The organism is Nocardia vaccinii NBRC 15922, from assembly GCF_001613305.1.
GTDB lineage: Bacteria > Actinomycetota > Actinomycetes > Mycobacteriales > Mycobacteriaceae > Nocardia > Nocardia vaccinii.
On record NZ_BDCC01000033.1, the window covers coordinates 16,559 to 38,158 of the forward strand.

Consider the following 21,600-nt stretch of genomic DNA (forward strand, 5'->3'; position numbering starts at 1 on the left):
GCTGATCTGTGATGTCGCTGGATATCCCACCGGTCGCGCAGCGCCGCGAGCTGAGTTGTGACGTGCTGGTCGTCGGCGGCGGCACCGCCGGCACGATGGCCGCTCTCACCGCGGCCAAGCAGGGCGCGAGTGTGCTGCTGCTGGAGAAGGCGCATGTGCGGCATTCGGGCGCGTTGGCGATGGGTATGGACGGGGTGAACAACGCGGTGGTGCCCGGCAAGGCGAGCCCGGAGGACTACGTCGCGGACATCACCGTGGCCAATGACGGCATTGTCAACCAGCGCACCGTGTATCGGACCGCGACCCGTGGTTTCGAGATGGTGCAGCGGCTGGAGAGCTACGGGGTCAAATTCGAAAAGGACGAGCACGGCGAGTACGCCGTGCGCAAGGTGCACCGGTCGGGCAGCTATGTACTGCCCATGCCGGAGGGCCGCGATGTGAAGAAGGTCCTCTACCGCACCCTGCGCGCTCGCGACGTTCGCGCCAAAGTAACGATCAGCAACCGGGTGATGCCGGTCCGGGTGCTCACCGTGGCGGGTCGTGCGGTGGGTGCAGTCGGATTCGATACTCGCACAGGCGAATTCGTCACAATCTCGGCGGGCGCGGTGATTCTGGCCACCGGTTCGTGCGGGCGCCTCGGCCTGCCCGCCAGCGGATACCTGTATGGCACCTATGAGAACCCGACCAATGCCGGTGACGGCTACGCGATGGCCTATCACGCGGGCGCGGAACTGTCGGGTATCGAATGTTTCCAGATCAATCCGCTGATCAAGGATTACAACGGTCCGGCCTGCGCCTATGTCGCGAATCCGTTCGGCGGCTATCAGGTCAACGCCGAAGGCAACCGGTTCGTCGATTGCGATTACTGGTCCGGGCAGATGATGGCGGAGGTCAAGCGGGAACTCGACAGTGCGCGCGGGCCGATCTATCTGAAGCTGAGCCATCTGCCGGATGCCACGATCACCCAGATCGAAGGGATCCTACACACCACCGAGCGACCCACCCGCGGCACCTTCCATGCCGGGCGCGGCACCGACTATCGCGCCCGCGATATCGAGATGCACATTTCCGAGATCGGTTTGTGCAGTGGGCATTCCGCGTCCGGGGTATGGGTGGACGAGTATGCGGCGACCACGGTGCCCGGCCTGTACGCGGCCGGCGACATGGCGCTGGTGCCGCACAATTACATGATCGGCGCCTTCGTCTACGGCGATATCGCGGGCGAGAGCGCCAGCGAATACGCTGCGGGCGCTGCACGACCCGCGTTGCCCGAGGATCAGATCGAGGCCGCGCACGCCTTGATCTACCGGCCACTGCGCAATCCGGACGGGCCGCCGCAGCAGCAGGTCGAATACAAGCTGCGCCGCTTCGTGAACGACTACCTGCAACCGCCGAAGGCCCAGCGCTATCTGACATTGGGGCTCGAGGCGTTCGAACGCATGCACACCGATATCGCGCAGATGGGCGGGCACACCCCGCACGAACTCATGCGATGCGCGGAAGTGACCTTCATCCGGGACTGCGCGGAGATGGCGGCGCGGGCGTCGCTACGCCGCACCGAAAGCCGGTGGGGTCTCTACCATCAGCGCGCCGACTGGCCGCAGAGCAACGATGCCGAATGGTTCTGCCACCTCAACCTGTTCCGTGGTGAATCGGGCGAGATGAGCTTCACCACCAGGCCGGTAGCCCCGTATATCGTGCCGGTGCCCGGATTCGTGCGGCCCGACGGCGTTCCCGACGTCGCGGCGCCGGAACTGGCGGGCGCTTGGAGTGCGCGATGAGCACTCGACTGCTAGAGCTGATGAGCCTGGCCGAGGAATGTCCCGAGCTGGAGGAGCTACACCCCTTCCTCACCGACTCGACCCCCGAGGTTCGCCGTACCGCACTGTCGGTGCTGAGCGAGACCACCGAACAGTGGCCGCAGGTCTCGCCGTTGATCGCCGATGCGCTGGCCGACTCCGATGTGTCGGTGCGGCACGCCGCCATCGGCCTGCTCACCGAACTGCTGGAAGTGCTGGTTCCGGGCCCGGAATTCGATGCGGCACTGCGACGTTCGGTCACCGCGCCGGAACCCGCGGTACGCAGCGCGGCGATCGGTGCGCTGTGGCGGCATCGGCGCGTCGACGCCGGGGAACTGGCCGGCTGGCTGGCCGACCCGAACGTCGAGGTGCGTCGCGTGGTGGTGAGCGGACTGACCTCCGTGGACGGGCTTACCGAACTCGAGACGGCCGCAGCCGACCCCACGCCGTTGGTCCGCATCGCGGTTGCCAAAGGCATTGCAGCGGTGGGTGATCCCCGAGGCACGGCGACGCTGATCGCGCTTGCCGCCGATTCGGATCCACTGGTCGCCGCGGCCGCGCTGACCGGACTCGTGCAGACCGGTTGCAGCGCGGAGGCGGCCGCCGTGGCCGGCGCGGCGATCACCGATCCCGCCTGGCAGGTGCGCCAGGGCGCGGCGATCGCGCTCTCAGCCGCCGATCCGGAAACTGCTGCGCTGCACCTGATCTCGGCTGTCACCGATGACAACCTCGATGTCCGCAAGGCGGCCGTGCGCGCACTCGCCGAGCGGATCGCCGAACACCCCGAGGTCACCGCCGCCCTCCGAACAGCCCTCGAGGACCCGGACGCCGATGTCCGCGCCTTCGCCCGCATCGGCATCGCCAATTCTCGAAAGGAAATCTGATGGCCCAGGTCAACACCCGAATCGACGTGCCGGTCAGCGTCGATGAAACCAAATGTATCGACGGCTGCACCCTGTGTGTCGACATGTGCCCGCTGGATTCGCTCGCGATTCACCCGGACAGTGGCAAGGCGTACATGCACGTCGACGAGTGCTGGTATTGCGGCCCGTGCGCCGCGCGCTGCCCCGTGGGTGCCGTGACCGTCGATATCCCGTATCTGCTGCGCTGAGCGCGGACGGAGGACAACACCATGTCGACAACGCGCACCAGCACCCGTCGAATCACAGCCGTACTGCTCGCCGTCGCTGCGGCCGCGACGTTCGTCGCGGCCTGTGGTTCCGCTGATGACGGCCACACGATCACCGTCAACGTGGGCTACCAGTCCAAGACCATCAACACCGTGACAGTGGGAACGCTGTTGCGCGACCGCGGCACGTTCGAAGCGAAGCTGGCCGCACTCGGCAAGGCGAAAGGTGTGCGGTACCGGGTCAACTGGAAAGATTTCGCCGCGGGCCCGCCTTTGACCGCGCAGATGCTGGCCGGTCAGGTGGACATCGGATCGATGGGCGATGCCCCGCTGCTGGTGAACGGGTCCAAGACCCGGAAGCACCCCGACGTCGAGTCCGAGCTGATCTCGGTCGCCGGATACAACATGCGTGGATCACTGAATCAAGTTGTGGTTCCGGTCGATTCGCCCGCCACCACGTTGGCTGATCTGCGAGGCAAGGTGGTTTCGACCAGTGTCGGCTCCGCCGCGCACGGCATGCTCGCCACCGGGCTGTCCGCCGCCGGGCTGTCGCTGAACGATGTGAAACTGCTCGGCCAGGATCCGGCGGTGGGCGCCTCGGCGCTCGAGGGCGACCAGGTGCAGGCGCTGGCGCAGTTCGTGCCGTGGCCGCAGAAGCTGGTATTCGCGGGCAAGGCGCGGCTGCTGTACGACGGTGGCAGCGCGGGCATTCCGACCTTCCACGCTGTGGTGGCCACCAAACGTTTCGATGAGAAGAACCCCGACATCGTCAACGCCTTCCTGGCCGCGCAGCGCGACACCACCGACTACCTCAACCAGCACCCCCTGGCCGCGGCACGGCGGGTCGCCGAAATCACCGGGCTGCCACCAGAACTCGTGTACCTCTACAACGGCCCCAACGGATTGGTCGGTTTCGATCCGACCATCAAGCAGGCCGAGATCGACGCACTCGGTAAGTTGCTGCCCTTCCTGAAGTCGCTCGGCGCTGCCGGAGACCTCGATCTGGGGCAGTTCGTCGACGACAAGTACGTGCGAGCGCTCTACGGTCCGGCCTACGACACCCGCCGTGCCGATACCAGTGCACCGAGCCCGCTGACCGGTACCGACCCGGTCTGCGGCGGCGCTGTGGATAATCCGGCCACCGCGTCCGAGGTGTGGTTCAAAGGCCAGGACACCACCTCGGTGGCCAAGACGCCGACCTGTCTGCTGCGACAGATCACTCAGCAGGGCGGCGAGGTTCGCGCGGCGTACGTTCCCGACGCGGCCAGCGGCACCCGGATCTTCGCCGCGACCGCCACCTGGGTGAGCGATCCGGCAGCGGGCCCCGACGAGCGGCTCGAACCGTTCGCGGTCAAGTCCGACGCGCAGGCCTACACCGGCACTCACCCGGGCAGCGCCGTCATCGACTACCAGGGCGCGCTGCGGGCGCGCTGATGGCTCATGCACCACAGATCGACATCAGGAGGCTCGAGATGACGATATCCGCGGAACCGATTTCCCCAGTCACGACAACACCACCAGCCGAGGTGCAGGTTGCAGCCCGGCAGTCCCGGTGGACAGTCCGGATACCGCTGCGCGGGCGGCTGCGCACGGCAGCGCTCACCACGATGCCGCTCGTGGCGCTGGTACTGCTGTGGTACCTGTTGACGGTCAACCATGTGGTGTTCTGGCTGCGCTTCGACAAGATCCCCACGCCCAGCGATGTTTTCCGATCCCTGCGCACACAGTTGGGCACCAGCGACTACTACACCAACATCCTGTCCAGCACCCGCCGGATCCTGATCGGCTTCGGCCTTGCCACCGTGACCGGGGTGGTCGCCGGTATGGCGATCGGACGTTCAGCAGTGGTGAGCGGACTGGTTCGGCCAGTGCTCGAGGTATTCCGGCCGATACCGGCGATCGCGCTGGTGCCCTTGGCGATTCTGCTGTTCCCGACCGGCGAGCAGGGGATCGTCTTCATCACCTGCTTCGCCGCGTTCTTCCCGGTGGTGGTCAGCACCATCCACGCCATGCACGCGTTGCCCAAGGTCTGGGAGGAGGCCGCACACACGCTGGGCGCGCGACGGTGGCAGATCCTGCTGCACATCGCCTTGCCCGGAGCGCTACCCGGTATCTTCTCCGGGCTGTCGGTAGCCATGGGCGTCGCGTGGATCTGTGTGATCAGCGCCGAAATGATCTCCGGACAGTTCGGCATCGGATACTTCACCTGGCAGTCCTACGGGCTGCTGGACTACCCGAGCGTGATGGTCGGCATGCTGACGATCGGTGTCCTCGGGTGGGCGACATCCTGGCTGGTCGAAATGGCCGGGCGGCGGATCAATCGCTGGCTGCCGAGGGCCGCCCGATGACCGCCCGGGTGAGGGCCGTGACGGGCACCGGAGCGAGCGTGCGGATGCGCGGCCTGCGGATCGCCTACAACGAGACGCTGGCCGCCGAAATCGATCTCGACGTCGAACCGGGGGAGATTATCGTGCTGCTGGGCCCCTCGGGGTGCGGCAAGTCCACGATCCTGCGTGCCATGGCAGGACTGCTCACACCGGTGGCCGGCACCGTGTCACTCGACGGCAGCACTCTCGGTGCGAACGGCGAGCGGTGCGCGATGGTGTTCCAGGAGGACGCGCTGCTGCCATGGCGCACGGCCCGCAAGAATGTCGAATTCGCCCTGAAGCTGCGCGGCGTACCGCAGGGTCAACGGCGTGGCGAGGCAACGGAACTATTGAACCAGGTGGGCCTCGCGGACTTCGGCGAGCAACTGCCCGGCAAGCTGTCCGGCGGCATGCGCCAGCGTGTTCAGCTCGCCCGCACCCTGGCCGCACACCCGCGGGTACTGCTGATGGACGAACCGTTCGGCGCATTGGACGCGCAGACTCGCACCGATATGCAAACACTGCTGATCTCGATGTGGCAGCAGCACAAGACCACCGTCTTGTTCGTCACCCACGATGTCGACGAAGCATTGCTGCTCGCCGACCGCATCGTATTGCTGACCCCACGCCCGGCCCGGATCCAGCGCGTGATCAGCATCGACAATCCCCGCGCGCCCGGCGCGCGCTTCGAACCCGAATTCGCGCGCAGACGCTACGAAATCCTGGCCGCGCTCGGCGAGACCACCGAGCTCGACGGAACCTCCGCGCTCGACGCCGCGGCGAATTCACATATCCGAGGAGAGTTATGACCTTCGTCATCGGAGCCGCCTGCGTCGATGTGATGGACCGGGCCTGCGTCGAGGAATGCCCAGTGGACTGCATCTACACCGGCGGCCGCATGGCCTACATCCAGCCCGCCGAATGTGTGGACTGCGGCGCATGTGAACCGGTCTGCCCGGTCGAGGCCATCTACCTCGACACCGACATCCCGGCCGGTCAGCAGCAATTCGTCACCGAGAACGCCCGGTTCTTCGACGAAAGCCTACCCGGGCGCACCGAACCGCTCGGGGAGCCCGGCGGCGCAGCGAAACTCGGTGACGTAGGCGCGGATACCCCGTTCGTCACGGAATATTCGTCATGAGCTCACCGGAACGCCCTCTGCGCGTGGCGATTATCGGAGCCGGACCAGCCGGGATCTACGCAGCCGACGCATTGATGAAAGCACTACCGGGGCGCTGCACCGACTCTGCTCCCACCGATGCCACCGTGAGCATCGACCTGTTCGAGCGCATGCCGGCCCCGTTCGGGCTGATCCGCTACGGCGTGGCGCCGGACCATCCGCGGATCAAGGGCATCATCACCGCCCTGCACAAGGTGCTCGACAAACCACAGGTGCGGTTGCTGGGCAACATCGAGTACGGCACAGACGTCACCCTCGATGACCTACGGACGTTCTACGATGCGGTGATCTTCGCGACCGGCGCCAATGCCGACCGCGCCATGGATATCCCCGGCATCGGCCTGGACGGGTCATACGGTGCGGCGGATTTCGTGTCCTGGTACGACGGGCATCCGGACGTGTCGCGCACCTGGCCGCTACACGCGCAGCAGGTCGCCGTGCTGGGTGTGGGCAACGTCGCGTTGGACGTGGCTCGCGTATTGGCCAAGACCAGCGAGGAGTTGTTGCCGACCGAGATACCACCCAACGTGTACGAAGGCTTGCGGCAGAACAAGGCTGTCGAGGTGCACGTTTTCGGGCGCCGGGGGCCCGCGCAGGCGAAGTTCACGCCCTTGGAGCTGCGCGAGCTGGACCATTCGCCGACCATAGAGGTCATCGTCGATCCCGAGGACATCGACTACGACGAAACCTCGGAAAACATACGGCGCCAGTCGAAGATGGCCGACATGGTCGCGAATACCCTGGAGCAGTGGGCGATCCGCGATCCCGGTAACCGGCCACACAAGTTGTTCCTGCACTTCTTCGAGTCGCCGCACGAAATCCTCGGCGAGGGCGGGAAGGTCGTCGGCCTACGCACCGAGCGCACCCGGCTCGACGGCACCGGCAACGTCAACGGCACCGGAATATACCGGGATTGGCCGATCCAGGCCGTCTACCGCGCGGTCGGCTACCTACCCGGCACCATCGCCGAACTGCCCTTCGACGAGCACACCGGTGTCATCCCCAATGAAGCCGGCCGAATTCTCGCAGACCCCGGCGCCGACGACTGCGCGCGCTACCTGCCCGCCACCTACGTGACCGGATGGATCAAGCGCGGCCCGGTCGGACTGATCGGCCACACCAAAGGCGACGCCAACGAAACCGTCGCCTGCCTACTCGAGGACAGCCCAGCCTTCACTCCGGCCCGGGATCCGGAACCCGCCGCGGTCGTGGAGTTCCTGCGGGGCAAGCGAATTCCGTTCACCACCTGGCAGGGCTGGTACCGCCTGGACGCCCACGAGCGTGCACTCGGCACACCCGAGGGCCGCGAGCGCGTGAAGGTGGTCGAGCGGGCGGACATGCTGCGCGCCAGCCTGCGCTGAGAGCGATCAGCCGAAGCCCGTCCAAGCAGACAGCTACGAAAGGTGGCCCGGCCATGCCGATCACATCCACCCCTGCGGTAACAACGCATCTGATCCGAACAGCGCTCAACGGTGTCGAGGACCCGGAAATCCACCGCCCGATCACCGAACTGAACATGGTCGCCGGCATCGAGATCGACACCGAGAACCGGGTCACCGTCGAAATTCTGCTCACCGTATCGGCGTGCCCGCTACGGGAGAGGATCGAACGCGACGTCCGGGCTGCGGTCCTCGGTGTCCCGCCTGTCGAATCGGTAGCAGTCAATTTCGGTGTCATGACCGACGAACAGCGCGCCGCGCTGCGTAAGCAGATTCGTGGTGGCGACGATCGACTCGATATCCCGTTCGCCCGGCCCGGCTCGCGCACCCGAGTCTATTGCGTGGCTTCGGGCAAAGGCGGCGTCGGAAAGTCCAGCACGACAGTGAATCTGGCTGCCGCGCTGACACAACGAAATCTCCGGGTCGGCATCCTCGACGCGGACATCCACGGTCATTCGATCCCGGCGATGCTCGGCTGCGCCGCAGGGCCGACTCAGGTGGATCGAATGATGATGCCGCCCAGCGTCGCCGGGATAAAGATCATCTCGGTCGGCATGTTCGTGGACGGCAACGAACCCATCGTCTGGCGCGGTCCGATGCTGCACCGCGCGCTGCAACAATTCCTGACCGACGTCTACTGGGGAGACCTCGACATCCTGCTCGTCGACCTCCCACCCGGCACCGGCGACATCGCGATCTCGCTCGCACAGCTACTACCCACCGCAGAATTGCTCCTGGTCACCACACCACAGCACACCGCCGCCCGCATCGCGGAACGCGCCGGAGCGATCGCCGCCAAAACCGAGCAGCGCGTTGTCGGCATCGTGGAGAACATGTCCTGGTACGACGCCCCCGACGGCTCTCGCCAAACCTTGTTCGGACAAGGCGGCGGCGCACACGTCAGCCGACAGCTCACCCGGCTGCTCGGCGTGCACTGCCCGCTGCTGGGCCAGATCCCCTTCGATCCCGCCGTCTGCGCCACAGGCGACCAAAGCACCCCCATAGTCCTTGGAGCCCCCGAATCGGCCACCACCAAGGCTTTCCACGCTATCGCCGCAGCACTCGACGACAGGCGCAGCGACCTCGCCCGAATTCGACTTCCCATAACACCTGTCGGCCCAGGCAAACAGTCGGTGAAGTGACATCGCGAGTGTCCGATAATGCTGGGGGCCGGGCCGGTTGGTGCTGAACAGACTCCTGCTCGGCGCCGTCGTCGGTACCCAGGTGATCGCCACTCTCATCGCCGTGTTCGGTCTGCTCATGACCCCACTCGGCTGGGGTTGGGCCGCGGCAGGGTGGGGTTATGCGCTGTTCTGGTTCCTCGTCGAGGACCGCGTCGAACTCGCCACTCATCGGTGGCTCGATAATCATCCCCGGCAGGGGCCGCACCATCGGGCTGAGGCGCACTCGAATTCGACATCAACGACTGTGGCTGTCCCTCGCGGCTGAGTGAGTGTCCGGGATACAGGTCAGCGATCACGAACGAACTCCTCTGCGATCTTGAGAACGAGTTGCCTCGATTCGTCCTCGGGTAGCGCCACAGCCCAGTACTGCCTATCACCAACATCGTCAGCTCTGTTCAGCATTTGAAATCGCAGTATTGGGTAAGGGGCTCGAAGCTCGCGACAATCCGATGCCGTATGTACCTCGGCCCACCAGTGACGGTGCAAAGCCTCGGCCACTGAGCCCTGAGGAGCAGCGGGGCGTGCTTCAACGTCTGGACACGTGGCTGAACGACGAGCGTGGCGAGAGTCGTTACCTGCGCATGCTGTACCTGTTGCTGCTCGGTACTGGAATGCGACCAGGTGAAGGGCTGGCGGTGCGATGGTGTGACATCACCGAAGAAGAACTCGACGGTATTACTCGGTCGGTGCTCCATATCTGTGCCACTGTCAGATGCAAGTCCGCGACCGGCCCGTATCGAAACCCTCAGCGTAAGAGTGGAAACGAGTATCGGGTGGTGCTGCCCGATTGGTTGACGGCTGAGCTGAACGTCGAAAAAGCGCGGGTGTGCCCCGCCTCGGATGATTTGCCGATCCTCCAGGGGCCGCGCAGCAGTGCAGGCTCGTGGGTGAGCGTGTCCAATGCCCGCATGGCTGTCTACACAATGCGGTCCGGGACTGCATTCGACACGTTTCGACTGTCCGACCTGCGAGACACGGTGGCGACGCATATTGCCACGATCACCGGTGACGACGACCGTGCCAGCGCTCAGCCAGGACACCTGGACGGCAAGAAGTCGATGGCGCAGCGCCACTACATCCACCAGGGCATCCGTCGCATGGTGGCGGTAGACAACGCGGAAGCCATGGAACTGCTGAATCCGTTCAAAGTGGCACCAAAATGGCACTTTGCGGCCTAGTTCAGCAGTTCGCAACCGCCTGACCAGCCGAAACGGCTAGTCCTTCTTCATCATCTCGTAGACGCGTTTGCAGTCCGGGCAGACCGGGGAGCCGGGCTTGGCCGATCGGGTGACCGGGAACACCTCGCCGCACAGAGCCACCACGTGAGTGCCCATGACGGCGCTCTCGGCGATCTTGTCCTTCTTCACGTAGTGGAAGTACTTGGGGGTGTCGCTGTCGGTCGACTCGTCGGTGGTCGTATCCGGGCGAACGAGGGTATCGGTGCTCACCCCTCCATGATGCCGCATCCTGCGGTGGGACCGCGGCTCGGCGGTCACCGCGTGTGCATCCGATCTCGAGGAGTGGAAGACTCGAGGCATGCAGCGTGACGGCGAAACCCCCGATGCCGAAGTCCACGGACGGCCGGACGGTGGCGGTGAGGCCCGTGACGAGGCGGGGCACATGGGCGAAGCGGGCGATGACGCGCGACGGAATTCCGACCCCGAAGTGCAGATGCCACAGGCCGGGGCCGCCTCGTCCGCGCCGCCGCGCGGTTCGGGCGGATTCTTCCGCGGACCCAGACCGGATGCCCCGGTCCTGATCACCGAGGCCGCGCCGTCGCTGGAACAGCAACACCGCGACCGGGTGCGCCGGTACATGCTGCTGATGGGTTTCCGCATTCCGTGCCTGCTCCTGGCCGCCGGCGCGTACGGGCTGTGGCACAACGCGCTCATCTCGCTGGCCATCATCGGCGTCTCCATACCGCTGCCGTGGATCGCGGTGCTCGTGGCCAACGACCGGCCGCCCCGCCGCAAGGACGAGCCGAGCCGCTGGGACGGCCGCCGCGCCGAACACAAGGCCCTCGAGTCGGGCCACCATCATTCGATCGACGGCTGAGCACGGCCGCCGATGAATCCGGACATCAGCATCGCGATCGCGCACAGCGCCCCCGCGATGTACCAGGCCAGGTCGTAGCTGCCGCGCAGGTCGCGGATGATGCCCGCGCCGGTGGCGGCCAAGGCCGCGCCGATCTGGTGGGAGGCGAACACCCAGCCGAAGGCGACCGGCCCGTCGTCTCCGAAATATCTGCGGCACAAGGCAACTGTGGGTGGCACCGTCGCGATCCAGTCCAGTCCGTAGAAAACGATGAACACCCACATACTCGGCTCGGTCTCCGGCGCGAGCAGCGAGGGCAGGATCGCCAGCGACAGTCCGCGCAGCCCGTAATAGGTCATCAGCAGATACCGGGATTCGATGCGATCGGTGAGCCACCCCGACGCGATGGTCCCGGCCACATCGAAGATGCCGACCGTGGCCAGCAGCCCGGCCGCGGTGGTCGGCGGCATGCCGTGGTCGTGCGCGGCACTGACGAAATAGGTGCCGACCAGGCCATTGGTGGACGCGCCGCAGACCGCGAAACCGCCTGCCAGCAACCAGAATTGGGGTGTGCGCGCGACCCGGGACAACACGGTCACCGCACGCGCCGCCCCGCCGCGCAGGACCGTGCGCACTCCGGCGCGGCTGCCCGGTTCGGCACCATAGGCGGCGGCGCCGATATCGCTGGGAAAATCGCGGATCAGCAGCAGGACCAGTGGCACCACGGCCACCGCCGCGCCCGAGACCACAAGCGCGGGCGTACGCCACCCGTACGCCTGCGCCAGCGCGGAGATCAGTGGCAGGAATACCAGCTGTCCGGTGGCCCCGGCCGCTGTGAGCACACCGGTGACCAGCCCGCGGTGCCGGACGAACCAGCGTCCGGTGATCGTGGCCACGAACGGCATCGACATCGAACCCACACCCACCCCGACCAGCAACCCCCAGGTCGCCAACAGCTGCCACGGCCGGGTCATGAACACCGTGAGCCCACTGCCCGCCGCCACCAGGACCAGCGCGCACGCGACCACCCGCCGGATGCCGAAACGATCCATCAGTGCCGCCGCGAACGGTGAAATCACCCCGTACAGCAACACATTCAGCGATACCGCCGCGCCGATCGTCCCGTGCGACCAGCCGAATTCCCGATGTAGCGGATCCATCAGCACACTGGGCACGGACCGGAATCCGGCCGCCCCGATCAACGCCACGAATCCCGCGGCGGCCACGAGCCAGGCCGGATGAACCGGCAGCCGCGCGAGCCGCGACGGTCGCGCGGTACCGCGCGACTCGACGTCCGGGGTATCGCCGCGAGGGCCGAATTCCGATGTGGGGTCCTGCAGTTCGGTCACTCGACGAGCGTGCCGGAGATGCGGTTGCGGGACGAGTGGCCTGAATGCCACAATCCGTCAATATCTGGCCAAACTCAGGAGGATGCCGTGATCCGATGGAATTGGGCGTTCATCGATCGCCCGGCCGATCGCTTCGACGAGGCCGCGGCGTTCTGGACGGCCGCGACGGGCACCCGCCTGTCCGAACGTCGTGGTGCGAATGCCGAATTCGCCACTCTCGTTGCCGCCCAGGGGGATTCATGCCTGCGGATGCAGGCGGTCGGGGATTCCGGCGGCGCGCATCTGGACCTCGACGTCGACGATCTGGTCTCCGCCGTCCGCCGAGCCGAGACGCTCGGGGCGAACGTCGTCACAGATCACGGCGACTGGGCGCTGATGGGTTCACCGCAAGGGCTGGCGTTCTGCCTGACCACCGAGAACGGTCGGCGGATTCCGCCGCCCGTTCCTTCGGCGGGCGGCTCGATCAGTCGCCTGGACCAGGTCTGCCTGGACATCGGCCCGAGCGGCTTCGACGATGAGGTCCGCTTCTGGTCGGCGCTGACCGGTTGGGGCCTGTCGCCGACCTCCGAGCCCGAGTACACCCGCCTGGAGGTGCCCGATCACCTGCCGGTCCGCATCCTCCTGCAGCGCCTGATGCGGGACCGCGCCCCGTCGGCGCATCTCGATCTGGCCTGCTCGGACATCGATGACGTCGCGGCCTGGCATCAGGATCTCGGCGCGCGACGCCTCGGCGAGGGTGCTTGGTGGACGGTCATGCGCGATCCCGCGGGCGGGATCTACTGCCTCACCGATCGTGACCCGTACACCGGGCGGGTGAAGCGGTGATGCCGAGCATGGAACTGGTTGCGGCACTTGCGATCAGGTGCACAAGTGCGGCAGAGCTCGCCCGGTCCGCCGACTTCGCCGATCGACCGATGGGGCCGGATACGCGCAAGAGGTGGTATCGGTGAGTCCGGTGCACACCGTGGCCGTGCTGGCGCTCGCGCCGGTGGTTGGCTTCGACATGACGATTCCACCGACCGTGTTCCGGTCGGTGGACGGGCCGGATGGTTCCCCGCTCTACGACGTGCAGGTGTGCGGCCTGGATCGCGCCGGTGTGGTGTCCACGGCGGGGTACACGATCGTTCCGCAAGCCGGACCGGAGTTGCTTGCCAGCGCGGATACCGTGATCGTCCCGGGGACCCGGCTACCGCAGGCCCGCCTGCACGGCACACTGCCGGGCGAGGTGGCCGAGGCGCTGGGGACGATCCGGGCCGACGCGCGCATCGTGTCGATCTGCACCGGCGCGTTCGTCCTCGGGGCCGCCGGCCTGCTGGACGGCCGCCGCGCGACCACGCACTGGGCCCACGCCGAGGACTTCCGTCGACTGTTCCCACGAGTGCGTCTGGATGAGAACCTGCTCTTCGTCGAGGACGGAAATGTCTGCACCGCAGCGGGTTTGGCTGCCGGGCTGGATCTGTGCCTGCATCTGCTGCGCACCGATCACGGTAGCGAGATCGCCAATCGCGCCGCGCGCTACTGCGTGGTGCCGCCGTGGCGCGAGGGCGGCCAGTCGCAGTTCATCGACCGGCACGTTCCCGACGACGGCTCCGACGGCACCGCGCCCACCCGGGCCTGGATGCTGCGACACCTCGATCGCGATCTGGACCTGGCCACCTCGGCCGCGCACGCGCGGATGAGTGTGCGCACCTTCACCCGGCGTTTCAAGGCCGAAACCGGCCAGGCGCCCGGCGCGTGGCTGTTGCAGCAGCGACTGCGGCACGCGCGGCACCTGCTCGAGACCACCGACCTGCCGATCGATGAGGTGGCCCGCGCCGCCGGGATGGGCACCGCCTCCTCGCTGCGGCATCACATGCGCACCGAACTGGGCGTACCGCCGCTGGCCTATCGCAGGACGTTTCGTGCGGTACAGCGATCCGAGACGCGCCCGACAAGTGAGATCGCACAGGTTCCCGCCATGACGTCGCCGCCTGTGGCAATCTCGAAGTCGTGAGCTAGCCTGCGAGCGAGCTATCGGCACAGTACGCTCGACGCAGGACGGAGCCGAGCACGGGCGAGGTGAGGTCGTGAGCGACGACGAAATCGATCTATCGGTGACCCTCGAACAATATCTGCAGGTGTTCCGTCAACCAGGACTCTGCCGCGAGGAGTTGCAGTCCCTGCGCGAGAGCGTCGGCCATTTCCTCGATATCGCCACCCCGCCGGAGGGCCGGGAGCTGCTGCGGGGCGCGATCGCGCCGGATTCGCTATCGCTGGCGTTGCAGCTCGAGCGCGCGCTCGAGCACGCGCTGGCCGAACGCGACGCGGCCGAACGGGAGCATCAGCGCCGAGTGGACATCCGGACCAGGATGATCGCGGCGATGGATGCCCTGGACGGATTCATGCGCGATATGCCGGGCCTGGCGAAGAAGGAGATCGCCGTCGGCACACTGGTTCTGGACGAAGGGTTCGAGCTGCTCGAGGGCGGGCTCGTGCGCATCAGTGCAGCGCAGGAGGTCGCGTCGGGCATCGAACTCGGTGTGCTGGAGGATCGTCGCGCGGAGTTGGAGGAGCGGATGAGCGCGGCGGTCGCCGCCCGCGCCGATCTGATGCTGTCCACCATCGCCGCCCTGCGCGAGGCGCTCGGCTATTCCGCCGACGGAACCGGAATGCCTTGGGTGATAGCCGAATTGGCGGCGGACGGCCTCGATGTTGCCGAACCGTTCGCCGGTACGGCCTCGATCCTGCCCGAATGCCCGCTCAAGGATCTGCTGACCCAGATCATCGCCGATGCGGCACTGGCACGGGCGTTTCCGAACTTGCCCGTCGGCGACGGCGACTGATCCCGCGCGGTCCGATCAGGCGCGATCCGATTCGGCTGTGGTGCCGGATAATTCGGCCGTGTCGCTACGGGGAGATCCGTAGCGGACTTGTCCCGGAAGGGCGTTGCGGTCCGCGTTCCGAGTCGGTCGTCGAGTCTTTCGCGGGCTTTTCGGCGGTCGGGTCCAGGGAGCGGCGCAGCCGGAACGAGAGCCAGCGCCGGATGACGTCGAAGCGGGTCGTACGGGCGGGCCAGAACTCCTGCACGGTCGCGTTGAATTCGGCCCCGATGATCACCGCGAACGCGAGGAAGTAGGTGAACAGCAGGAACGCGATCGGGGTGGACAACGCCCCGTAGCTGACACCGGCGCGGGTCACCCAGGTCAGATAGCGGCGCAGGATGACGCTGGCGGCCATGAAGAACGCGCCCGCGACCAGCGCACCCCCGAAGAGCCGATGCCACGGCAGCGACCGGTGCAGCGCGAATTTGTACAGCGTGGTCAGCCCGATGATGATCAGCAGCCCGGTGCCCGGATAGTAGAACGAGTCGAGTAGTCGCAGTCCGGGTTCGCGCCACGCCTCCGGCAGCACCCGCCCGATCAGCGTCGGGCCGAGGGCCACCAGCGGCAGGACGAACACCGACACGATCAGGAATCCCACGTACAGCAGCAGCGCGAAAATGCGCTGCCACACCGGATTCCGGGCGTCCTGCTGATTGTGCGCCTCCACGATGGCGTCCACGAACGTCGCCATCGCCGAGGATCCGGCCCACAGCGACATCACGAATCCGATCGACACGACGGCGCCACGCCCGCGCTGCAGCACATCGCGCACGGTGGGCTGGATCAGGTCGTCGACCACGGTGGTGCTGAACAGGTCACGGCTGAACGTGATGATCTTGCTCTCGACGATGTGCACCGTATCGGGCCCGAACCACCCGCCGACGTAGCCGAGACTGCCCAGCAGTCCCAGCAGCAGCGGGGCCAGCGACAACATTTGCCAGAAGGACGCCGCCGCGGATTTGGTGAATATCGAATCGTTCCACGCCTTGACGACCACCCGGGCCACCAACGCCCAGCTGCGCAGCAACCCATGCACCACACTCCCGATGACCAGAATCAGCCACCGCCCGACCGCACGCGCGGCCGAATCGACCCACTTCGGCCGATCCCCGTCCGCCCGCGGCACCCTCTGATCTTTCATCTTGCCTAACAGCATCGCCTACCGCCGTCCGAATTGCGCGCCCACCACTCGACCAACCCGCAGGTGTCGCGCTCCACACCTATTCGATGGCCGAATCTTTGCCCGCCGGACCAGGCCCCATCCGAGCGCCGCCACACACCGAGTCCAGCAACATCGATACGCGACCCGTGGGAAGAGTCACAGGCCATTACCGCTCGGAAATACCCATGTGCACAGAACTCACCCAGCGACAGCCGACAGGCGTGCACATGTCGGCGACCGAAGCTGGAACCACCGGGTCGCGTGATTCCGCGCACCCCAAAACACCACTGCGAGACCGTGTCCCGAGTCCGGCCGATGGGACGGGGTTCGGAGTTGAGCAGTATCGGCGGTCGCAGCCCGCCACCCCCGGACAACGTCGAGTCCGAGGCCGCGCCTCGGTGCGAGTCCGCCTGACGGAGTGGGCAATCGGTTGAACCGCCCTGGGCCGTCACCGCCTCGCCCACCTCCGACGACACCCGCTCCCGAGCGGCAGCCTCGGAGCGGAGATCGGCCCTTCGGGGGCCGCGGCCCCGCCGGAGCGGAGGCAATCGAACACGGCACGGTGTCGGATTGGGAGGTTGTCGGTGGGGGTGGGTACTCTTCGTTGAGTGACTTCGGGTGGTGGCGGTTCTTTACGTGCGTGGCAGCGCAGGGCTCTGACCAGGTATTTGACGACCAAGCCACGTGATTTTCTCGCGGTCGCGACGCCGGGAGCAGGTAAGACGACGTTCGCGTTGCGAGTGGCGTCGGAACTGCTCGCCGATCGCACCGTGGATCAGGTGACGGTGGTCGCACCTACCGAACATCTCAAGCATCAGTGGGCGGCGTCGGCGGCGCGTGCCGGGCTGGCGCTGGATTCGAACTTCTCCAACTCCGCCGGTGGCACCTCCGGTGATTACCACGGCGTGGTCGTCACCTACGCGCAGGTGGCCTCGCACCCGTTCAAACATCGCGTGCGCACCGAAAATCGCCGCACCCTGGTAATTCTCGACGAGATCCACCACGCGGGCGATGCCAAGAGCTGGGGTGAGGCGACGGCCGAGGCGTTCGGCGACGCGACGCGCCGTCTGGCGCTGACCGGTACTCCGTTCCGCAGCGACGACAGCCAGATCCCGTTCGTCACCTACGAGCCCGACGAGGCCGGATTCCCGCGTTCGCGCGCCGATCACAGCTACGGATACGCCGAGGCGCTGGCCGACGGCGTGGTGCGGCCCGTGGTGTTCCTGGCCTATTCGGGCGAGGCGCACTGGCGCGACAGCGCGGGCGAGGAGTATTCCGCGCGCCTGGGCGAGCCACTGAGCGCCGAGCAGACCGCGCGGTCGTGGCGCACCGCACTCGATCCGGCCGGCGACTGGATGTCGAAGGTGTTGATCGCCGCCGACACCCGGCTGCGGCAGCTGCGAGCCACGGGTATGGCCGACGCGGGTGGCCTGGTGATCGCCACCGATCAGGAGAAGGCGCGCGATTACGCCGATCTGCTGGAACATATTTCGGGCAGCAAACCCGCGGTGGTGTTGTCCGATGATCCGGGGTCCTCGGATCGGATCGATGCGTTCGCCCGCAGTACCGATCCATGGATGGTGGCGGTGCGCATGGTGTCCGAGGGCGTCGACGTCCCGCGTCTGGCGGTCGGCGTCTACGCGACCAGCGCTTCCACGCCGCTGTATTTCGCGCAGGCGATCGGCCGTTTCGTGCGTGCCCGGCGTCCCGGGGAGACCGCGAGCGTCTTCCTGCCGTCGGTGCCGGTGCTGCTGGATTTGGCCGCGCAGCTCGAGGTGCAGCGCGATCACGTCATCGGCAAACCGCATCGCGAGAAGAACGCGCTGGACGACGAGCTGCTGATCGAGGCCAACAAGCAGCAGGACGAGCCGGGCGAGGAGGAGAAGAAGTTCGTCGCGCTGGCCGCGGATGCCGAACTGGATCAGGTGATCTACGACGGTGATTCGTTCGGCACGGCGACTTTCTCCGGCAGCGACGAGGAAGCCGACTACCTGGGCATTCCGGGGCTGCTCGATGCCGAGCAGATGCGCGCGCTGCTTCGTGATCGGCAGACCCGCCAGATTCAGGAGCGCAGTTCGACGGCCACGGTCACCGAGGACGGCCCGAGCGCCTCGATGGCATCGGAACGGGTCGCGACCGCGGACAAGCTGGGGGAGTTGCGCCGTGAACTAAACAGTCTGGTCGCCATGCATCACCACCGCACCGGTAAACCGCACGGTGTGATTCACGGCGAGCTGCGCCGGGAGTGCGGTGGGCCGCCGACGGCGCTGGCCACGGTCGATCAGCTGTCGGAGCGCATCTCCGCATTGCGGCGGATGTAACCCCCGAAGCGCCCCGTCCGGTCGCGCGACCGGACGGGGCGCGAGCGGACTCAGTCGCTTTCGGGGGTGTCGGTGAAGCGCTGAAGGTACAGCGGCTCACCGAGTTTCGCCAGCAGCTCGAGTTCGGTCTCGAGGTAGTCGACGTGCTCTTCCTCGTCCTCGAGGATCTGCTCGAAGATCCGGGCGGAGGTCACATCACCGCGCGAACGCATCAGCTCGATGCCCGGACGCAGCCGGTTCACCGCTTCCATCTCGACGGCGAGGTCGGCCTCCAGCTGTTCGGGGACCGACTGTCCGATCCGCAGGACATTGAGCTTCTGATAGTTCGGGAGCCCCTCGAGAAACAGGATGCGGTCGGTGAGGATCTCCGCATGCTTCATCTCGTCGATGGACTCGTATCGAGTGTGCTTGGCGAGCTTGGTGAAACCCCAGTTCTCCTGCATCTTGGCGTGCAGGAAGTACTGGTTGATCGCCGTCAATTCGGCGGTGAGCTGCTCGTTGAGCAGCGCGATAATATCCTTGTCGCCTTCCATGAAAGCGATAGTGACACATGTGAGATATGACCCTGATCACCGGGGCTCGTATTGTAGCAGAACAAAGGTCAGCCACACCTCATTGTGGCAAGGCTCACCTGAGCGAATTTTCAGCTTCCGGCCGGCCGCGGATCTGCGGAATCAGGCCGCCGAGGTGTCGGAGGAGGCATTCGCCGAGGCGGCCATGGCCTGGCCGAAGACCTCACTGAGGCGTCGTGTGCAGCTGCCGCAGCCGGGCTTCCAACCGCAGGCGCTCTTGACCTGCTTGGTGGAACAAGCACCCGCCGCGACGCAACTGTGCACGTCGGACTCTGACACGGCGTTACAAAGACAGATGTACACGGTCGGCCTCGCGGTGCGGTAGGGCGGTTCTCGGCGAGGTTAGCCTCTCCTGTGGAGGTTAGCCTCGCCTTATGTATAGCACGGATTCTCGCGCTGGAGAACCGTCTCGCATCGATCGGATCGCGTTCAGACCCGGATCAGGGGTCCGGCAAACGGCACCAGCGCCGGGACTCGACGCCGGTAGCTGCGGTAATCGTCGCCGAACGTATCGATCAGCATGCGGTCCTCCACCTGCACCCGGCGCAGCAACCAGACGGTGACGAAAGCGAGCAGCACGATCGACGAGCCGAATCCGGCCAGCAGGGTCAGGCCGATCATGAGCGCGAGCAGCCCTGTGTAGATCGGATGCCGCACCAGTTGGTAGGGCCCGCCCGTGCGCAGCTGATGGTCCTGCTGGATCATCGGGCGTCCCGCCCACATCGTGCCCAGGGCCAGCCGCGCCCAGACCATCAGCACCGCCGCGGCGATGATCAGGATCGCACCGATACTCTGCAGAACCGCGACCTTCCAGGTGATCGGATCCCAGAGGCCACGGGGCAGAAGGTGAATCACGACACTCAGGGCGACGATTCCGGCGATCATCCACGGCTCCGGTAGCAAGGTCCGCGCGAAATGCCAGATCTTGCCGCGCACTCCGGTCGGTCGCACCGCGGCGAACCACACCGCGGTCCCCAGCCAGACCAGCCCGACGACATCGATACTCCAACCGGCCGCCGTGGCCAGCGCATCCACAATTGTCATGCATCGAGCATGCGCGTGCGAGGCGGTGCCGGAACACCACCCGTCAGCCGATCTCGCTCCACCCGCGGGTGGATATCGGTGAATGAACCAGAGTCGGATACACAACGCATTCGGCGGTGGTGTCCGGTGGACGCGACGGCAGGGCGGCTAGGTGTGTGGGCTCGTCGTAGCGCAGCAGGGGACGTTCCGCCTTGCGAAAATCCTTGGGCAGCAAACGAATTGGTTCAGGCGTTATCGGCGGCGCGGTGGATGGGCCGGTCGGCGCGCAGCAAGATGTCAGTGCGGCGGCCCCTCCGGAAACCCGTACCGAACGAAGCGGTTGGTGTCGGGCAGGGGCGGTGGGCGGTGTGGATGATCGGCGGCGCGAGGTCCTACCAGCGCTCGAATTGCTCCTCGCGCTTACGTTTGACGGCGTTCTCCAGCCAAGCATTGAAGCGTGCGGACAGATCCTTGGCAACGGCGGGACGGATGGTGATGTGCTCACCGCGGACCTGGAGGTACCGGCCGTCGTCGAAATCGCACCACATGACCTCGTGCACCGGATCGGGAAGCGCGTGGATCGGGCCCTCGAGCAGTGCGGCCGCGCCGTTCCCGTCGACGGGACGGGCGAGCAGCCGACGGTAGCGTTCGGCGGGCGTGCTGCCGGTGGCGGACTGGTAGCCGTCGTGAATGGCGTTGGGGTGCACTGTGATCGGTGCCGCGCTGCCCGGCTCCCGGGCCGGGATCGCGGCCACCAGGTGAGCGCCGAGTTGGTCGGGTCGGCACGAGTGTGCGCGGATCCGGCCGTCGACCTCACCCTCGGTGATCTGATACAGCACGGTCGCGTGCTGCAGGTTGCGTGCGCCGATGATCCGATAGGTCCGTGACGCGCCGGTGCTGCCCGGGTATTTCGTTGTGTTGCCGAGGATTTCGATCCGCATATCAGAGGTCGTCACGGTGTGCAACGCCAGATCGATCCGCTCGAGCTCCTCGGCGTCGTACCGGCCGCGCACGGCCGGGCGATGCAGTTCGAAGTCGTCGCGATAGGCGAATCGGCTGGTGAACCGCAGTAGGCCCGGAATTCTGTCATTGGCGTCGCTGAACCACAGCGCCGCGAAATCGTCCGGTTCCCAAGCCCATTGCGTCATTCACGTTCTCTCGATCATCCCCGTGTCGCCGCC

20 protein-coding genes and 2 pseudogenes are annotated in these 21,600 nt (G+C 66.4%); 15 read left to right on the plus strand and 7 right to left on the minus strand.

What is annotated here, in order from left to right; translation table 11 throughout:
• The first annotated feature begins 17 nt into the window (after positions 1 to 17).
• From NV1_RS21305 to NV1_RS43715, 10 genes and pseudogenes are all read left to right on the plus strand, one after another.
• Positions 18 to 2,683: pseudogene (locus NV1_RS21305) on the plus strand (fumarate reductase/succinate dehydrogenase flavoprotein subunit).
• On the plus strand, positions 2,683 to 2,910 hold the full coding sequence (locus NV1_RS21310) for a 4Fe-4S dicluster domain-containing protein (protein ID WP_067894007.1): 228 nt from the start codon (positions 2,683 to 2,685) through the stop codon (positions 2,908 to 2,910). The pseudogene NV1_RS21305 and the gene NV1_RS21310 overlap by 1 nt, the downstream one beginning before the upstream one ends.
• 21 nt (positions 2,911 to 2,931) lie before the next feature.
• Entirely contained in the window at positions 2,932 to 4,362 is a 1,431-nt protein-coding gene (locus NV1_RS21315; protein ID WP_067894010.1) for an ABC transporter substrate-binding protein, read from the plus strand.
• A 38-nt stretch (positions 4,363 to 4,400) separates the two neighbouring features.
• Positions 4,401 to 5,276 carry an ABC transporter permease gene (locus NV1_RS21320; RefSeq protein WP_174557464.1) on the plus strand — a complete coding sequence of 292 codons (876 nt, stop codon included), beginning with the start codon at positions 4,401 to 4,403 and terminating at the stop codon, positions 5,274 to 5,276.
• Positions 5,273 to 6,103: an ABC transporter ATP-binding protein gene (locus NV1_RS21325; protein WP_067894013.1), complete on the plus strand. Its 831-nt coding sequence runs from the start codon at positions 5,273 to 5,275 to the stop codon at positions 6,101 to 6,103. The genes NV1_RS21320 and NV1_RS21325 overlap by 4 nt, the downstream gene beginning before the upstream one ends.
• Positions 6,100 to 6,435 (plus strand): ferredoxin, encoded by a 336-nt coding sequence (gene fdxA / locus NV1_RS21330; RefSeq protein WP_067894016.1) that lies wholly within the window; start codon positions 6,100 to 6,102, stop codon positions 6,433 to 6,435. The genes NV1_RS21325 and fdxA overlap by 4 nt, the downstream gene beginning before the upstream one ends.
• Entirely contained in the window at positions 6,432 to 7,835 is a 1,404-nt protein-coding gene (locus NV1_RS21335) for an FAD-dependent oxidoreductase (protein WP_067894020.1), read from the plus strand. The genes fdxA and NV1_RS21335 overlap by 4 nt, the downstream gene beginning before the upstream one ends.
• A gap of 53 nt (positions 7,836 to 7,888) precedes the next feature.
• Positions 7,889 to 9,055 carry an Mrp/NBP35 family ATP-binding protein gene (locus tag NV1_RS21340; RefSeq protein WP_067894022.1) on the plus strand — a complete coding sequence of 389 codons (1,167 nt, stop codon included), beginning with the start codon at positions 7,889 to 7,891 and terminating at the stop codon, positions 9,053 to 9,055.
• A gap of 52 nt (positions 9,056 to 9,107) precedes the next feature.
• Positions 9,108 to 9,362, plus strand: a pseudogene (locus NV1_RS21345) (hypothetical protein); the annotation flags it as partial.
• 256 nt (positions 9,363 to 9,618) lie between these two features.
• Entirely contained in the window at positions 9,619 to 10,275 is a 657-nt protein-coding gene (locus NV1_RS43715) for a site-specific integrase (protein ID WP_157117208.1), read from the plus strand.
• Between the two features lie 36 nt (positions 10,276 to 10,311).
• Here the strand turns inward: NV1_RS43715 and NV1_RS21360 are convergent, their stop codons facing one another.
• Positions 10,312 to 10,545 carry a DUF3039 domain-containing protein gene (locus NV1_RS21360; RefSeq protein WP_067894613.1) on the minus strand — a complete coding sequence of 78 codons (234 nt, stop codon included), beginning with the start codon at positions 10,543 to 10,545 and terminating at the stop codon, positions 10,312 to 10,314.
• A gap of 223 nt (positions 10,546 to 10,768) precedes the next feature.
• Between NV1_RS21360 and NV1_RS21365 the strand changes: the two genes are divergently transcribed.
• Positions 10,769 to 11,152 (plus strand): DUF3099 domain-containing protein, encoded by a 384-nt coding sequence (locus tag NV1_RS21365; RefSeq protein ID WP_157117242.1) that lies wholly within the window; start codon positions 10,769 to 10,771, stop codon positions 11,150 to 11,152.
• Here the strand turns inward: NV1_RS21365 and NV1_RS21370 are convergent.
• Positions 11,134 to 12,471 carry an MFS transporter gene (locus tag NV1_RS21370; RefSeq protein ID WP_169813376.1) on the minus strand — a complete coding sequence of 446 codons (1,338 nt, stop codon included), beginning with the start codon at positions 12,469 to 12,471 and terminating at the stop codon, positions 11,134 to 11,136. The two genes, NV1_RS21365 and NV1_RS21370, sit on opposite strands and share 19 nt — an antisense overlap.
• A 96-nt stretch (positions 12,472 to 12,567) precedes the next feature.
• Here NV1_RS21370 and NV1_RS21375 point away from each other — a divergent pair, with 96 nt between their 5' ends.
• From NV1_RS21375 to NV1_RS21385, 3 genes are all read left to right on the plus strand, one after another.
• Complete coding sequence (locus NV1_RS21375; protein ID WP_067894034.1) at positions 12,568 to 13,305, plus strand: VOC family protein; 738 nt, start codon at positions 12,568 to 12,570, stop codon at positions 13,303 to 13,305.
• Positions 13,306 to 13,435: 130 nt separating this feature from the next.
• Positions 13,436 to 14,473, plus strand: coding sequence for a GlxA family transcriptional regulator (locus tag NV1_RS21380; RefSeq protein WP_084525641.1), 1,038 nt, complete (start codon positions 13,436 to 13,438; stop codon positions 14,471 to 14,473).
• A gap of 73 nt (positions 14,474 to 14,546) precedes the next feature.
• Positions 14,547 to 15,302 carry a hypothetical protein gene (locus NV1_RS21385; RefSeq protein ID WP_067894037.1) on the plus strand — a complete coding sequence of 252 codons (756 nt, stop codon included), beginning with the start codon at positions 14,547 to 14,549 and terminating at the stop codon, positions 15,300 to 15,302.
• A gap of 64 nt (positions 15,303 to 15,366) precedes the next feature.
• Here the strand turns inward: NV1_RS21385 and NV1_RS21390 are convergent, their stop codons facing one another.
• Positions 15,367 to 16,482 (minus strand): YihY/virulence factor BrkB family protein, encoded by a 1,116-nt coding sequence (locus tag NV1_RS21390; RefSeq protein WP_084525642.1) that lies wholly within the window; start codon positions 16,480 to 16,482, stop codon positions 15,367 to 15,369.
• Between the two features lie 629 nt (positions 16,483 to 17,111).
• Here NV1_RS21390 and NV1_RS21395 point away from each other — a divergent pair.
• Entirely contained in the window at positions 17,112 to 18,824 is a 1,713-nt protein-coding gene (locus NV1_RS21395) for a DEAD/DEAH box helicase (RefSeq protein WP_067894039.1), read from the plus strand.
• Positions 18,825 to 18,874: 50 nt separating this feature from the next.
• On the opposite strand, the gene bfr is transcribed toward NV1_RS21395, so the two are convergent.
• The 4 genes from bfr to NV1_RS21415 form a co-directional block, all read right to left on the minus strand.
• Positions 18,875 to 19,357 (minus strand): bacterioferritin, encoded by a 483-nt coding sequence (gene bfr, locus NV1_RS21400; protein WP_067894042.1) that lies wholly within the window; start codon positions 19,355 to 19,357, stop codon positions 18,875 to 18,877.
• Positions 19,358 to 19,498: 141 nt separating this feature from the next.
• Positions 19,499 to 19,699: a (2Fe-2S)-binding protein gene (locus NV1_RS42315; RefSeq protein WP_084525601.1), complete on the minus strand. Its 201-nt coding sequence runs from the start codon at positions 19,697 to 19,699 to the stop codon at positions 19,499 to 19,501.
• 126 nt (positions 19,700 to 19,825) lie between these two features.
• Positions 19,826 to 20,440, minus strand: coding sequence for a methyltransferase family protein (locus NV1_RS21410; RefSeq protein WP_067894047.1), 615 nt, complete (start codon positions 20,438 to 20,440; stop codon positions 19,826 to 19,828).
• Between the two features lie 371 nt (positions 20,441 to 20,811).
• On the minus strand, positions 20,812 to 21,567 hold the full coding sequence (locus tag NV1_RS21415; RefSeq protein WP_067894051.1) for an ESX secretion-associated protein EspG: 756 nt from the start codon (positions 21,565 to 21,567) through the stop codon (positions 20,812 to 20,814).
• Positions 21,568 to 21,600: the final 33 nt, after the last annotated feature.

What these genes read in the sequence shown, in the direction of transcription:
- NV1_RS21310 (WP_067894007.1), top strand. Translation starts at nt 2,683, where the DNA reads ATGGCCCAGGTCAACACCCGAATCGACGTGCCGGTCAGCGTCGATGAA.
- NV1_RS21315 (WP_067894010.1), top strand. Translation starts at nt 2,932, where the DNA reads ATGTCGACAACGCGCACCAGCACCCGTCGAATCACAGCCGTACTGCTC.
- NV1_RS21320 (WP_174557464.1), top strand. Translation starts at nt 4,401, where the DNA reads ATGACGATATCCGCGGAACCGATTTCCCCAGTCACGACAACACCACCA.
- NV1_RS21325 (WP_067894013.1), top strand. Translation starts at nt 5,273, where the DNA reads ATGACCGCCCGGGTGAGGGCCGTGACGGGCACCGGAGCGAGCGTGCGG.
- fdxA (WP_067894016.1), top strand. Translation starts at nt 6,100, where the DNA reads ATGACCTTCGTCATCGGAGCCGCCTGCGTCGATGTGATGGACCGGGCC.
- NV1_RS21335 (WP_067894020.1), top strand. Translation starts at nt 6,432, where the DNA reads ATGAGCTCACCGGAACGCCCTCTGCGCGTGGCGATTATCGGAGCCGGA.
- NV1_RS21340 (WP_067894022.1), top strand. Translation starts at nt 7,889, where the DNA reads ATGCCGATCACATCCACCCCTGCGGTAACAACGCATCTGATCCGAACA.
- NV1_RS21365 (WP_157117242.1), top strand. Translation starts at nt 10,769, where the DNA reads ATGCCACAGGCCGGGGCCGCCTCGTCCGCGCCGCCGCGCGGTTCGGGC.
- NV1_RS21390 (WP_084525642.1), bottom strand. Translation starts at nt 16,482, where the DNA reads ATGAAAGATCAGAGGGTGCCGCGGGCGGACGGGGATCGGCCGAAGTGG.
- bfr (WP_067894042.1), bottom strand. Translation starts at nt 19,357, where the DNA reads ATGGAAGGCGACAAGGATATTATCGCGCTGCTCAACGAGCAGCTCACC.
- NV1_RS21410 (WP_067894047.1), bottom strand. Translation starts at nt 20,440, where the DNA reads ATGACAATTGTGGATGCGCTGGCCACGGCGGCCGGTTGGAGTATCGAT.
- NV1_RS21415 (WP_067894051.1), bottom strand. Translation starts at nt 21,567, where the DNA reads ATGACGCAATGGGCTTGGGAACCGGACGATTTCGCGGCGCTGTGGTTC.